This window comes from Moraxella canis (assembly GCF_002014965.1).
GTDB classification, from domain to species: Bacteria; Pseudomonadota; Gammaproteobacteria; order Pseudomonadales; family Moraxellaceae; genus Moraxella; species Moraxella canis.
The window spans coordinates 303,753-317,966 of record NZ_MUXT01000004.1 but is presented as its reverse complement, the minus strand read 5'-3'; the positions used below and the strand labels follow the sequence as shown (position 1 = coordinate 317,966).

At 45.1% G+C, this 14,214-nt stretch carries 13 protein-coding genes; 5 read left to right on the top strand and 8 right to left on the bottom strand.

Annotated features, from left to right (window positions below; translation table 11 throughout):
• Window positions 1–188: 188 nt before the first annotated feature.
• From B0180_RS03800 to B0180_RS03790, 3 genes are all read left to right on the top strand, one after another.
• Entirely contained in the window at window positions 189–1,271 is a 1,083-nt protein-coding gene (locus B0180_RS03800; RefSeq protein WP_078255724.1) for a 3-deoxy-7-phosphoheptulonate synthase, read from the top strand.
• Window positions 1,272–1,355: 84 nt separating this feature from the next.
• Window positions 1,356–2,069 (top strand): Smr/MutS family protein, encoded by a 714-nt coding sequence (locus tag B0180_RS03795; RefSeq protein ID WP_078255723.1) that lies wholly within the window; start codon window positions 1,356–1,358, stop codon window positions 2,067–2,069.
• 161 nt (window positions 2,070–2,230) lie between these two features.
• A complete protein-coding gene (locus B0180_RS03790) occupies window positions 2,231–3,007 on the top strand; it encodes an acetoin reductase (RefSeq protein WP_078255722.1) in 777 nt (258 codons plus the stop codon).
• An 83-nt stretch (window positions 3,008–3,090) separates the two neighbouring features.
• Here B0180_RS03790 and B0180_RS03785 read toward each other — a convergent pair whose 3' ends face one another.
• A complete protein-coding gene (locus B0180_RS03785; protein ID WP_078255721.1) occupies window positions 3,091–4,377 on the bottom strand; it encodes an ammonium transporter in 1,287 nt (428 codons plus the stop codon).
• A 34-nt stretch (window positions 4,378–4,411) separates the two neighbouring features.
• Window positions 4,412–4,750: a P-II family nitrogen regulator gene (locus B0180_RS03780; protein ID WP_049235790.1), complete on the bottom strand. Its 339-nt coding sequence runs from the start codon at window positions 4,748–4,750 to the stop codon at window positions 4,412–4,414.
• A 308-nt stretch (window positions 4,751–5,058) separates the two neighbouring features.
• On the opposite strand from B0180_RS03780, the gene lpxB reads away from it, so the two are divergent.
• Window positions 5,059–6,303 (top strand): lipid-A-disaccharide synthase, encoded by a 1,245-nt coding sequence (lpxB, locus tag B0180_RS03775; protein ID WP_078255720.1) that lies wholly within the window; start codon window positions 5,059–5,061, stop codon window positions 6,301–6,303.
• Between the two features lies 1 nt (window position 6,304).
• Window positions 6,305–7,054 carry a ribonuclease HII gene (locus tag B0180_RS03770; RefSeq protein ID WP_233424912.1) on the top strand — a complete coding sequence of 250 codons (750 nt, stop codon included), beginning with the start codon at window positions 6,305–6,307 and terminating at the stop codon, window positions 7,052–7,054.
• A gap of 71 nt (window positions 7,055–7,125) precedes the next feature.
• Here the strand turns inward: B0180_RS03770 and der are convergent, their stop codons facing one another.
• The 6 genes from der to ispG form a co-directional block, all read right to left on the bottom strand.
• Window positions 7,126–8,544: a ribosome biogenesis GTPase Der gene (der, locus tag B0180_RS03765; RefSeq protein ID WP_049235788.1), complete on the bottom strand. Its 1,419-nt coding sequence runs from the start codon at window positions 8,542–8,544 to the stop codon at window positions 7,126–7,128.
• Between the two features lie 136 nt (window positions 8,545–8,680).
• A complete protein-coding gene (bamB, locus tag B0180_RS03760; RefSeq protein ID WP_078255719.1) occupies window positions 8,681–9,859 on the bottom strand; it encodes an outer membrane protein assembly factor BamB in 1,179 nt (392 codons plus the stop codon).
• A gap of 70 nt (window positions 9,860–9,929) precedes the next feature.
• Window positions 9,930–10,763: a YfgM family protein gene (locus B0180_RS03755; RefSeq protein WP_078255718.1), complete on the bottom strand. Its 834-nt coding sequence runs from the start codon at window positions 10,761–10,763 to the stop codon at window positions 9,930–9,932.
• Window positions 10,764–10,839: 76 nt separating this feature from the next.
• Window positions 10,840–12,108 carry a histidine--tRNA ligase gene (gene hisS / locus B0180_RS03750; RefSeq protein WP_078255717.1) on the bottom strand — a complete coding sequence of 423 codons (1,269 nt, stop codon included), beginning with the start codon at window positions 12,106–12,108 and terminating at the stop codon, window positions 10,840–10,842.
• A 24-nt stretch (window positions 12,109–12,132) separates the two neighbouring features.
• Window positions 12,133–13,092 carry a hypothetical protein gene (locus B0180_RS03745; RefSeq protein ID WP_078255716.1) on the bottom strand — a complete coding sequence of 320 codons (960 nt, stop codon included), beginning with the start codon at window positions 13,090–13,092 and terminating at the stop codon, window positions 12,133–12,135.
• Between the two features lie 4 nt (window positions 13,093–13,096).
• A complete protein-coding gene (gene ispG, locus B0180_RS03740; protein WP_078255715.1) occupies window positions 13,097–14,212 on the bottom strand; it encodes a flavodoxin-dependent (E)-4-hydroxy-3-methylbut-2-enyl-diphosphate synthase in 1,116 nt (371 codons plus the stop codon).
• Window positions 14,213–14,214 lie beyond the last annotated feature (2 nt).

Here is a 14,214-nt window from a genome sequence, read left to right as displayed (position 1 = left end):
GCGAAATTATTTATCAGTCAGTTGGTTGGATTGGTTAGAAAAAAATTTCATAACTTTATGTTATTTTTTAATAGAGAAAATCAACTTTTCTGCTTGTAAATCAAGCCAACTATAGGCATAATGTGGATTTAAATTTGTGCCTACGCCCCAAGCCACTGTACACACCCAAATTATACAGGGAGTCAACCATGAGCCAACCCATTACACAACATAAAGAAATTGATGACGTGAATATTGAACAATTCATTCCGCTGATTACACCAAATCGACTCAAAAGCGAACTGCCATTATCTGATGCTGCTTATAAGACTGTTCTTGAAGGAAGAAAAACCATCCAAGATATTTTAGATGGCGTAGATAAGCGTATTTTGGTTGTCGTCGGACCTTGCTCTATTCACGATCCAGTCGCCGCGCATGAATACGCTGATAAGCTTAAAATTCTTTCAGAAGAACTTAAAAATGAGCTGTTCATCGTGATGCGTGTTTATTTTGAAAAGCCGCGCACAACCACAGGATGGAAAGGCTTGATCAATGACCCTGATATGAATGACAGCTTTGATATCGAAAAAGGCTTACATATCGCAAGAAAGCTTTTGCTTGAGCTGAATGAAAAAGGTCTGCCTTGTGCCACTGAAGCGCTTGATCCTAATACTCCGCAGTACATGCAAGATTTGATCAGCTGGTCTGCCATTGGCGCACGTACGACCGAAAGTCAGACGCATCGTGAGATGAGCTCTGGACTATCTTGCCCTGTCGGCTTCAAAAATGGCACAGACGGCAGCATGACGGTCGCAGTCAATGCCATGCAGGCAGTGCAGTCAGGTCACAGCTTTTTGGGATTGTCTGGCGACGGTCAAGTCTCTATCATCAAATCCAAAGGCAACCGCTATGCGCATGTCGTGCTACGCGGCGGCAATGACAAGCCCAATTATGACGAAACCGCGGTCGCTGCTGCCGAAAACGAGCTTGCCAAAGGCAAAACCAATGGCAAAATCATGATCGATGCCAGCCATGCCAACAGTGGTAAAGACCCATATTTACAGCCTATGGTCATCCAAAATGTCGCCAGCCAAATCGAGCATGGCAATCTGTCTATCATGGGCTTGATGATCGAAAGTCATCTTAAAGGTGGTCGCCAGAATATCCCTGTTAATTTGGCGGATTTGGAGTACGGCAAGTCTGTCACAGACGGCTGTTTGGATTGGGAGGCGACAGTTGAGACCTTGCGCGCCTTTGCCAAAACGGTGAAAACACACCTGCCAAATCGCTAAATGATCCCAAAATACCCAAAAACCGCTTTTGATTAGCGGTTTTTGTTTCATCTTAATTTATCAAAATATCATCAGAAGATCAGTATGAGCAATCCAAGCTTTAAAGATTTATTATCAAAGTCACTCCAAGAAGACCTAAAACAAATGGTCAAGCCTTCCGCCAAACCTGAATTGGCAAATGACAAGCCCAATGAAAACGTACAACTGCCCAGCTCAAAAGCCATCGCCAATGAAGTCAAACGCTTCAATCACGATGCCATCACTGATGACACCGTACTGTTTATGCAAGCGATGAGCGGTGTTACACCTCTAAAAACTGATGCCGTCGTCAGCCACACCAAGCCCGCCCAAGCTGATGAAAATGTGCTGCGTCGCCGTGCGTCAGCCGAAGGCGGCGAGCAGATCGAAGGCATTTTGTCTGATATGCAAGCTTTATTAAATCCTGTAGCGGGCGAGGCTTTTTTATCCTACAAAAATCCCACCTTACAAAATAAAGTCTTTGAGCAGCTCAAACAAGGCAAACTGCGCTGGTATGATGCGGTAGATTTACATGGCTCAAGCATTGAAGATGCGCGCAATGCCGTCTTATTGCTCATCAACCAAGCCATCAATAAAGGCGAAACCGTCGTCAAGATTGTACATGGCAAGGGTAAAGATGCCATCATCAAAACCTGTGTCAATGGCTGGCTGCGCCAAATGGACGATGTCATGGCGTTTGTCTCTGCACCTGCCAAAGATGGCGGCAATGGCTCGGTGTTGGTGCTACTCAAAAAGAAGTCATCCAAAAAAGATCCGTAACAAAAACCAACAAAACCTATCATAATGAGTGCCATTTGGGATAATTAAGCCTTCTATAATGATTGTGGTAGTGATTAAACTATCTTTTGGTACGATGATCAAATCAGCCTTAGATTTGGCTTATCATCGACTGACACACACATTCACTCAGGGGAATTATGATGAACGCTCAAAAAGTCGCTATTGTTACTGGCTCTGCTGCAGGACTCGGTAAAGCCATCGCCACTCGGCTTGCCAAAGATGGCTTTGCGGTAGTTTTGCACGATATTAATGAAGAAAATCTTAATCAAACTAAGCAAGACTTCGACTCACAAGGATACAAAAGCATCGCTGTTCAAGGCGACAGCGCCAATCGCGATGACCAATTTCGACTCGTTCAAGAAGCAGTAGAGGCATTTGGTCAGGTCGATGTCTTTGTCAATAATGCAGGCGTAGAATCTGTGGAGCCTTTTATGCAAATTCAGGGCGATGAGATTGATCGGGTGCTTGGCATCAATATCAAAGGTGTGATTTATGGCACGCAAGCTGCTGCCGAACAGATGAAAAAACAAGATGGTGTTGGCAAGATCATCAATGCGTGCAGCATTGCAGGACATGAATCTTATGAAATGCTCAGTTTATACTGCGCTTCCAAACATGCGGTACGCTCATTGACCCACTCTACCGCCAAAGAGCTTGCACCTTATAATATTCGTGTGAATGCTTACTGCCCTGGTGTAGCTGACACACCCATGTGGGAGCGCATCGATGCTGCCTTTGTCAAGCACAAAGACTATCAGCCTAAGCAAGCTTGGAATGAGTTTACCAGTGGTATTTTGGTAGGTCGCCCTCAAGAGCCTGATGATGTTGCCAATTTGGTTTCTTTCTTGGCATCTTCTGATGCTGACTATATCACAGGTCAGACCATCTTAACTGATGGCGGTATGGTGTTTAGATAAACGCCATTGAGGCTGTCAATGATCTGGATTGATTGACAAAAATAAAACGCTGTTTTGGCAGCGTTTTATTTTATTTATCAAAATCAATCTGCGATTTTCTCACCGTGGATGGCTAAGTCAAGACCTTGATATTCATCTTCAGCATCGACACGCAGACCGATGGTGTATTTGATGACAAGTCCAATAATCGCCGTCATCACTGCGCTGTATGCGATGGTGGCAAGTACGCCTTCAATTTGTAGCCATAATTGAGTTGCCATGCTCACTTCAGCGGCATCTGGATAAATGGCTGAGCTGACAAAAACCCCAGTCAATACCGCACCCACAATACCGCCCACACCATGCAATCCAAACGCATCCAAGCTATCATCAATACCCAAACGGCGCTTACCATAATGAATCATGACAAAGCAAGCAATTGCTGTGATAGCGCCGATGGCAAGTGCACCAAAGACATCAACAAAGCCTGCCGCAGGTGTAATACCAACTAAGCCTGCGATCGCACCTGAAGCACCGCCGAGCGCAGAGGCTTTTTTGCGCACAATATATTCACACACCATCCAAGCGATCGCGCCAATCGCTGCAGCCACCTGTGATACGACCAGTGCCATCGCCGCTGACCCATTGGCTCCCAAAGCCGATCCACCATTAAATCCAAACCAGCCTACCCATACCAAGCCTGCACCAATGAGCGTGAGTGAAAGATTTGCAGGTGCCAAAATACCTTTGCCATAATCTTTACGCTTGCCAAGTAATGCTGCCAGCACCAGCCCTGCCACACCAGCATTGATATGAACGACTGTACCTCCAGCAAAATCAAGCGCATCTCCAGTGAGCCAGCCACCGCCCCACACCCAATGACAAATCGGCGCATACACCAGCACGACCCAAGCGGCAGAAAACCACATAAACGCACCAAACTTAATACGCTCTGCCAATGAGCCTGCTAAGATTGCCACTGTAATCACTGCAAAAGTCAGCTGAAAGACCACGAACAAGATCACAGGAATGGTACCGCTGACATCATCAAGCCCAATATTAGCCAGCATCACATGATCAAACCCGCCCACAAAGGCATTAAAACTACCCTCTGAAAACGCCAACGAGTAGCCTATGACCACCCAAAGCACCGACACCACAGCCGTAGCGCCATAGCTGTGCATCATGGTTGATAAGATATTTTTCTTACGCACCATCCCAGCATAAAACAGCGCAAGTCCTGGCAGTGTCATCATCAAAACCAACGCCGTCGAAATTAAAACCCAAGCCGTATCACCAGTATCCAGTACATCTTCAGCATATGCCAAATTTGATGCACTCAGCAAGCCAAGCCCAACGCTCAGCGACGCCCATTTACCAAACCGATTCATGACCCTCTCCCTTTTTCATTGTAGTCATATTAAATTATAATGCCGCTTCGTCCATCTCGCCTGTGCGGATTCGGATCACCTGCTCAAGCGAAGTCACAAAAATTTTACCGTCACCAATACGACCTGTATTCGTATTTTGTATAATCACTTGAATCACTTGCTCAACCATTTCATCAGTTGTAGCGATTTCAATTTTGATTTTTGGTAAGAAATCGACGACATACTCTGCACCACGATACATTTCGGTATGACCTTGCTGGCGACCAAAGCCTTTTACTTCGGTTGCAGTGACGCCTTGTACACCGATATCTGACAACCCTTCGCGTACTGCATCTAGCTTAAATGGCTTGATGATGGCACTGATTAGCTTCATAAAAACACTCCCTATTTGACCTAGATTCATAACTTAAATTTCTTGGTGGAAACAGTATGCAAAATTTTTAGTAAAAAGAAAAACAGTTTATTTTGATAAAAAATTCTTTATTTATAGTATTTTCTTATAATATTATAGATTTTACTATTTAATTAAAATTCTAACCAATGATGCGTTAATTAAATGATATTATTCAGGCTGTTTTTATAGGAGCGTGTTGGCTTGAATTAGTCATTGCAAGCGCCTTGACATGGCATTACAATACAGTCAAACTTTCGATGAATTTAGTTATTAAAATTGAGAAAATTATGAAAAACACATCATCACTGACCATCGGCATCGTGGCAGGTGAAGTTTCAGGGGATGCGCTTGGCGGTGATTTTATGCAGCAAATGAACGCCCTGCACCCAAACATTCGCTGGGTCGGTGTTGGCGGACGATCCATGGCGACACAAGGGCTAAGCTCAGTGATCGATATGCAGCGCTTATCGGTGATGGGCTTGGCAGAGGTGATGATGCATTTGCCCGATTTACTAAAAGCCAAAAAGCAAATCATCAGCGCATTTCAAGATCATCACATCGATCTGTTTATTGGCATTGATGCACCTGATTTTAATCTACGAATTGGTAAGGTTTTAAAAAATCAGGGCATATTTTGTGTGCAATATGTCAGCCCGTCGGTATGGGCATGGCGCGAAGGTCGCATTCATCACATTAAGGCGGCGACGGATTTGGTGCTGTGTTTGTTTCCTTTTGAATTGGGCGTCTATCAAAAGCACGCACATCCTGCTGTCTGCGTCGGACATCCACTTTTGAATAAACTACACGCCGATCAAAATCCGCCAAAGACTCGTTTGCAGAATTTTATTCAACAATTTAATGACAAATATCATGGCACGGCAGCGCTCACGCAAGCAAGTCACATCATCTGTATCATGGCAGGTTCGCGCACTTCTGAGATTCAAGCCATTTTACCGCTATTATTAATAAGCGCCCAAAAAATCCATCAGCAGCTACCAAGCGCTCAGTTTGTGCTGCCAGTGGTTAGCGCTGAGCATGCACAATTGGTGCAGGAAATTTTACACGCTCATCATACCAGCTTGATCGATTGCGTACATATTTTGGATCATCGCAATCAGTCTCAAAAGACAAATCAGCTTGCGATCAGTCATGCTTGCATGACGATCAGTGATGTGGTGCTTTTGGCATCAGGTACAGCCACGCTAGAATGCTTATTGCTTGAGCGCCCCATGGTCGTGGTCTATAAAGTCAATCCGCTGACCTTTATGATCGCCAAGCGCTTGGTCAAAATTCCTTATGTCTCACTGCCTAACATCTTGGCTGATCAGCATCTTGGTCGCCCGATCGTGCCTGAGCTACTACAATCTGACGCCACCGCCGAAAAAGTCAGCACAAAAGCGCTAGAAATTCTACATGACCAAAGTAAGCAAAGCGCGCATCTGAGCGAAATTTCGGCGTGGCTGCGCAGCCAAAGCCGCCAAAGTCCTGCCAAGGCAGTGTTAGGCCACTATTTGATGAACGCCAAAAATTAATATGACAAACACCATTTCACCACTGGCAAAGCTGATGAATGATTGCACCATCCACACCAAGCCCAATGCCACTTTATTAAGTCAAACACCTATCATCGGTATCGATGAGGTTGGACGAGGTGCGCTGTTCGGAAATATGACTGTCGGGGCGGTCATCTTACCTGATGATCTCAGCGGTCGCTTTGATGAGATAGATTTAGCCCATACCGACATTTCTTTATTAAACGACAGTAAAAAGCTGAGCGAAAAACGCCGAGAGCAGCTGTTTGGCATCATCTCAGATCTGGCGCTTGACTATGTGATTGTTGATGTTCCAAGGGCGATCATTGACGAGATAAATATTTATCAAGCCACCATGCTCGGTATGCGCCTTGCCATTGAGACATTGATTATGAAGCATGGTTTAAGTGAAAAAAACACAACCATCTTGGTGGATGGCAATCAGCCGCCTTCAATGGTTGGCGGATTAGGCGAGCATTTTAAAATTCATGCTATGATCAAAGGTGATGCCACGCATAGCAGTATTGCTTGTGCTAGTATACTGGCTAAAGTACATCGCGATCGTTTGATGGTTGAGTATGCCAAATCTTATCCTGACTATCTGCTCGATAAGCATAAAGGCTATTTGACCGCCAAGCATAAAGCTGCTATCTTAGAATATGGCATTTTACCTGAGCATCGTCGCAGCTTTTCACCGATTCGTGAATTATATGATCAAGGATTTACCAATCCAAATCACTGGCAATCTTAGCGACCACTACATATCAAGCATCTGACGGCTGAATCACCATAAATACAAAAGCGGGCATTACCTGCTTTTTTTTAACGTTTTTTCTCGGCACGCTTAAACCGCTGAATGCGTTTTTTCTCGCGCATCAGCTTAGCTTTATTCTTGACGACGGGATTTTTCTTACCTTCATATGGGTTGGCATTTTGCTTAAACTCCACATGCAGCGGCGTCCCTTCAAGCTTATACACTTCGCGAAACACATTTTCAAGATAGCGCTGATAACTTTTGGGGAGTGAAGAAGTTTGATTGCCGTGAATGACGATCACTGGGGGATTATGCCCACCCAAATGCGCATATCTTAGCTTAATTCTACGACCACCCACCATCGGCGGCGGATGACTAGCAACAGCATCTTCCAAGATTCGCGTCAGCTGATTGGTTGACACCTTAAACATCGATGCTTCATAAGCTTTATGGATCGAAGGATAAAGATTGCCCACGCCATTGCCATATAAAGCAGAAATTAGATGAATTTTTACCCAAGGCACAAAATTAAAACGGCGATCAATTTCAATTTTTACATAATCTTTTTGATCTTGGCTTAAGCCATCCCATTTATTGATTGCCACGACAATGGCGCGCCCTGCGTCCAGTGCATAGCCAAGCATATGCAAATCTTGATCAACAATGCCTTCTTTGGCATCGATGACTACTACCACGACATTGGCATCTTTGATCGCTTGCAGCGTCTTAACCACAGAAAATTTTTCTACTTTCTCATCAATGCGACCGCGGCGGCGCACACCTGCCGTATCGATCAGGACATAGCTGCGCCCTTCTCGCTCAAAAGGAATATAAATACTATCACGCGTCGTGCCAGGCATATCAAAGACCACCACGCGATCTTCGCCAAGCAAGCGATTGACCAAGGTCGATTTACCGACATTAGGGCGGCCAATGATGGCAAGTTTCAAGGCTTTGTCATCAAGTTCATCTTCGGGCACATCTTCGGGCATATCCGCCGTCAAAGACTCAAGTAAATTGGTAACACCCCTGCCGTGACTGGCTGCGGTAGCGTACGGCTCACCAAACCCTAGGGCAAAAAACTCTGCATATGCCGCTTCGTGAACGCCATCCATCTTATTTGCTACCAAAAATACAGGCTTACCCAAGGTGTGCAAAAAACGGGCAATTTCACTGTCCGCACCAATCAATCCTGCACGCGCATCTACCACAAAAACAACGATATCTGCTTCATGAATCGCCGTATATGACTGAGTCGCCATGTAATCGTCGATATTGCCTGAACCATCATCCATCTCGCCGATACCACCAGTGTCAACGACAATGAATGACTTATTTTCAAAATGTGCATCGCCGTACTGACGGTCACGGGTTAGACCTGCCAAATCCGCCACCAGTGCTTGACGACTCTTAGTCAACTGATTAAATAAGGTCGATTTGCCGACATTGGGACGACCAATCAAGGCGACCACAGGTTTTATACTCATGTTTTACTCTTAATATATTGAAATTAAATCTATAGCACTTAGGATTTGGGTGATGCTGCATTAATAATCAGTGACCCAAAACAGCAAAACCTTTGCCACTCATGAAGTGACAAAGGATGCTGATTTCATTGTTCATTTAAAACTGCCAAACAGTGACAACACCATCCGCTGATTGAGCATAGAGGCGATTATTGATGACGGTTAGGCTGGTCAAAGAACCCCTAGTATTGACTCGGCTGATAATTTTGCCTTGATTATTTAAAATATGTACCACACCATCTGCATCCCCAACAGCGATATAAGAGCCGATGGTTACAGGGTTGGTTAATCCGCGATATTTTAGCTCATTATTTTCCCAAAGCTTATCACCAGTCAGTCGATCAAAGGCAACCACATCGCCATCAGTACTGCTACCGATAACAGCGTTCGCCAAAGTGGTCAGTTTTTTGGTGCTAGATAGCTCGCTGACGAACATGGTGCGCCCCGTTGCCATATCAAAGCCAGTTAATTGTCCACTGTAACTGGCAGCGTACAGATGATTCCCTGATACGATCGGAGTGCCATCGACATCACGCAGCTTATCAATCTCTCCAGAACCCATCGCCAATCCCACACGGCGAGCCCATACAGGCGCACCTGTCATGGTATCTAGTGCATGAATACGCCCATCTGAGCCGCCTATCAATACCGTGCGAGCATCAAGCGCCAAAGGCTTTGCCATACCGCGCACACTGGTATTTGGTGCTTGGGTGTTATACTGCCAAACTTTGGCACCACTGTGAATGTCCAATCCAAAAATCGCACCACTGTTAGTGATGGCAATCACTTTATCACCGCTGATCAAAGCTGGCGCCAAACTTGAAGAACCAAGATCTGCCGTCCAACGCGGCGCACCTGTGCGGGCATCAAGCGCAATCATTTTGCCAGAGCGTGTGCCAATGACCGCCACCCTTCCTTGATCATCAATGCCAACACCACTGGTAATCGCATCTTCAGCGTTATATTGCCAAGCAGTAGATCCACCCATGTACCCACTAACAATACCGCTACGACTTGCTGCGATCATGCCATCCGCCAAAGGTGCAATTTGTAAATCAATCACATCCTTTCGCACTTTGGTACCACTGCGACTAAACGCCGATCGACCTTGATCCAAGCGGACGCTCGATACCTGTGTCAATACAGCGACTGGCGCCTGAATATTAACCAATTTGGCAGGCTTACGCTCAGTTGGCTTGATGGCTTTGGTGCCGCAGCCCACCATAGTTACCGCCAATGCTGCAACCAATGCGGTATTGATAAAGCGCTGATACATAAACTATCCTTACTTTGCTATTCTTAATTAAGTGTATTTGACCATTATTATAAGGTGTCTTTACTAAGCACTAATTGCCATTTTGTGGGTTTTGTGTGTCTGCCACTGCCGAATCATGCTCAACGATCTGTGATGCGTCCCCACCCTCAACTGCTGGCTGAGTATTTGGTATCGATACCACCGATGGGGCAGGCTCGATCGGCTCAACACTGACCCCAAGCGACTGCAATTTTAGAGCCAATACCGCGCGGTTTTCTTGGCGCTCACGCAGTGCTTCCCAAGCTTTGGTATAAGCAGCTTTGGCATTGTCAATTTCATTTCTGGCATGATAAATATCACCCAAAAGTTCTTGGCGCGACGCTTCAAACGCTGTCGGCATGGTTTCATTGGCGATCGATAGCGCCCCTTCGGCATCACCATTTGCCAGCATGGCTCGCGCATGGCGAATTTTGGCGATCGCTGTCAAACCGTCGTCATCAAGATCGATTGAAGCGGCTTGGCTGAGCGTTGCGACCGCACCTTCAAGATCATTATTATTGGTCTGATGGCGCGCCTTAATCATGAGCGCTTGCCAGGCATAAGCAGTATCGCCATGCGCCGCAACAAGTGCATCAATATCACCCAAAAGCTGCTTTTCTTCTTCAGCCAGTGCCTGCTTGCCAGCTGCATCGAGCTCTGGATTTAAATATGCCTGTACCAGCTGCTCGTCGCGCGCCGAGATCGACGTATAAGCATCTGCAGCGACGGTGTCTATCTTGGCATAATTCTTTTGATAATACTGCCACCCAAAAAAGACAGCCAATACCAAAAGCACTGCATAAATAATCTTTTCGCCATGCAATTTTAAGGCAGTTAAAGATTTTTGATCCGCAAAATTATTGTCATTCTTCGGAGTGTCAGTCATAATCAAACTCTAATTGAAAATTGCACGCATTATATCACACACAAACGTTTTCATGCGGTTTTTATCCATACGCACTTTATAGCACAAATTGATAATCAGCGGGCTCGCGACTTTGTTCGCCTGTTGCCATCGTCTTGATGGTGATCTGATTGGCGCTCACTTCATCCTCTGCGATGATCACCGTATAAGCGGCACCTGATTTATCGGCTTTTTTCATTTGCGATTTTAGTCCTGTGGCACTTGCCATTTTGACACGCAAATCCGTCTGACGCAAGCGAAGTGATTCGGCGTATTTTAAGCCGTCAATATAATAATCAGGATGCGCGATCACAAAAACATCACACTGAGATGCTGCTTGATAAGGATTAACCGCATCAATCAATAGCATCAAGCGCTCAAGCCCCATGGCAAACCCAACCGCAGGCTCTGACTGCTCGGTTTTGCCTTTGATAATACCCACCAAGCCATCATAACGACCGCCGCCGCAGACAGTCGCTTGCGAGCCCAATTTGTCAGTCACCCATTCAAACACGGTTTTATTATAATAATCCAAACCACGCACCAATTTATCATTGAGCTCAAACGGAATGCTAAGCGCAGACAAATACTGCTGCACTTTTTCAAAATGCGCCAACGACGCTTCACCCAAAAATTCACCAAGCTTAGGAGCGTTTTGTAAAATTTGCTGGGTTTTTTCATCTTTAGAATCCAAAATCCGTAGTGGATTAGTGCTTAAGCGGCGTTTTGAATCCTCATCCAAAGCCTCTTGGTGTGCCGTCAAATACTCAACCAATGCAGACTTATATGCCGCGCGCTCATCAGCCTCGCCCAAAGTGTTTAGCTGAAGTGTGACATGATCTTTGATGCCAAGTTTTTGCCACATATGATAGGTCATGACGATCAGCTCAGCGTCAGCATCAGGCAGCTCAGAACCAAAATATTCTACGCCCAACTGATGAAACTGGCGATAGCGTCCTTTTTGGGGACGCTCATAACGAAACATTGGACCTAGGTACCATAGTTTTGGCGTATCACCACGAGTTAAGTTATGCTCAACAATCGCTCGCACACAGCCTGCCGTCCCTTCAGGGCGTAAAGTAAAAGATGATCCTTCGTCGCCCTTATTTCCGCCATGCACCACGCCAAACATTTCTTTTTCGACGATATCAGTCGCTTCACCGACACCTCGTGCAAATAGCTGAGTTTCCTCAACCAAAGGGAGGCGAATTTGGCTATATCCGTAGCTGTCCATCACCTCAATCAATGCCCGCTCCATCGCACGCCATGCTGGTGTTTGCTCAGGGAGTACATCATTAAAGCCACGAATGGCGTTAATTTTATTCATAATATTTCCTTAATAAAAATCCAATTAATGATTGATATCGTTAAGTTCTTGTAAGTTCAAAATTTTATCAAACTCGCCTTTAAATCGGTGGGGGTGATTGACATCAAAGTCGGTAATTGTTTTTAAAAATTGTGAAAAATTGGCATTCTTATTCGCCAATTCATCAACCACCGAATAATCCATCATGTCCTTGAATTTGGCAGGTGATAAGATTTTACTTTGACTTATCTCGCGCCTATTTAGCTCAATGATACCAATGCCAAAGCTTTGACTCAGCTTTTTGAGCGCCTCGATAAATTGACCATCAGGCAAGATCTGTGCTGCTACCAAATAGCCTTCGTTTGCCCAACTTGAATTACTCACCGCTTGAAAAAAGCTTTCTTTATAATTACTAAAATTTAGCTCTTTTTTGATTTCAAATGAGTAGATTTTTATTGGCGGCTTATTAAATTTCGTAATAAAATTCAGGACAGAGCTTTTTTGATAATTAGCATATTCAAAATGCACCGCCACCATGTCTGGATATAGCCATTTATCCTCGCCTTTTGTCCCTTTTGGACTGACTTCATGAAAGATGGTTTTTGAATAAGCTTGAAAATATTCATCAGATTTCAAAAAGTAAGTCAATATAGGATGCAAATCTCGCTCATGATATTTATCTGAGTGATGAGCAATTTGGCTAGAATTATCCGTCACTTCTGACTGTGCTTGTCGTGATTGTTGAGAGTTTAAAATATATTGTTTTGGCTTAGTATTTGGAACTTCCTCGAAGATATGTTTATTGCGAGTAATTATAGCGCGAAATGTTCTTTCTGGTGATTTGCCAATGAAAGATTCGGTGGAAACATCATAAGATCTTAACCTATGATGCAATTTATTTGCAAGGACAAACTCCCACAGCTGTGCGATTGTCATTGGTCGATTGACCATCGTCATCGCATGCACCGCCAAATCCACAAAGCCCAATTTATCCTGATCGCTCATACACTTAGCCTATGCGGATGATCTCATTTGCTCGCTTATCTTGCAGCTCTTTGACCTGAGCGCGCACCATCGCCTCGATTTCATCCACTAATTTTGTGGTATCGATCAGGTGACTTTTTGCGCCATTTTTATAGACCAAGCTATTAGGACTTGCGCCCACCACCCCGATGGTAGCTTCTTTGGCTTCACCCGGCCCATTGACTTTACAGCCGATGACTGACAGATCCAGTGGCTCACGCACATCCTCTAAACGAGCTTCAAGCTCATTCATCACTTTGATCACATCAAACTCTTGACGGCTGCAGCTTGGGCAAGCAATGAAATTGACGCCATTACTTCGGATGCCCAGTGATTTTAAAATATCAAAACCAATTTTAATTTCTTCTTCAGGTTCAGCAGCAAGTGAGATACGCATGGTATCGCCAATACCCTCAAGCAAAAGCCCACCAAGTGCAATGGCGGATTTGACCGTGCCGGTGCGATATACACCCGCTTCAGTGACCCCAAGATGCAGTGGATTATCGATCTGCGCCGAAATCAGCCGATACGCATCCAAGGTTAAAAACACATTTGAGGCTTTGACTGAGATTTTATAATTCTGAAAATCAAGATTTTCTAAAATATCAATGTGACGGAGCGCCGATTCAAGCATCGCTTCCCCTGTCGGCTCACGATATTTTTTTTGCAGATCCTTTTCAAGCGAGCCTGCATTCACACCGATACGAATTGGCACATTATGATGGCGCGCTGCTGCCACCACTTCTCTGACTTTTTGATCATTACCAATATTGCCAGGGTTAATGCGCAAGCAGTCAGCGCCCGCATCTGCCACCGCAATGGCAATCTTATGATCAAAATGAATGTCAGCAACCAGTGGAATTGAGACGCGTTTTTTGATTTCGGCAAAGGCAGCCACGCTCTCCATCGTCGGCGTCGATACGCGCATCAAGTCTGCGCCTGCATCCACGCAGCGCTGAATTTGTGCGACCGTAGCGTCAACATCGCAGGTGTTTGTATTTGTCATACTCTGCACGCTGATGGGAGCATCACCGCCAATGGCGACATTACCGACGTGGATTTTTTTGGTGGGGCGGCGTTTGATCGGATTGTGTGTTGACATGG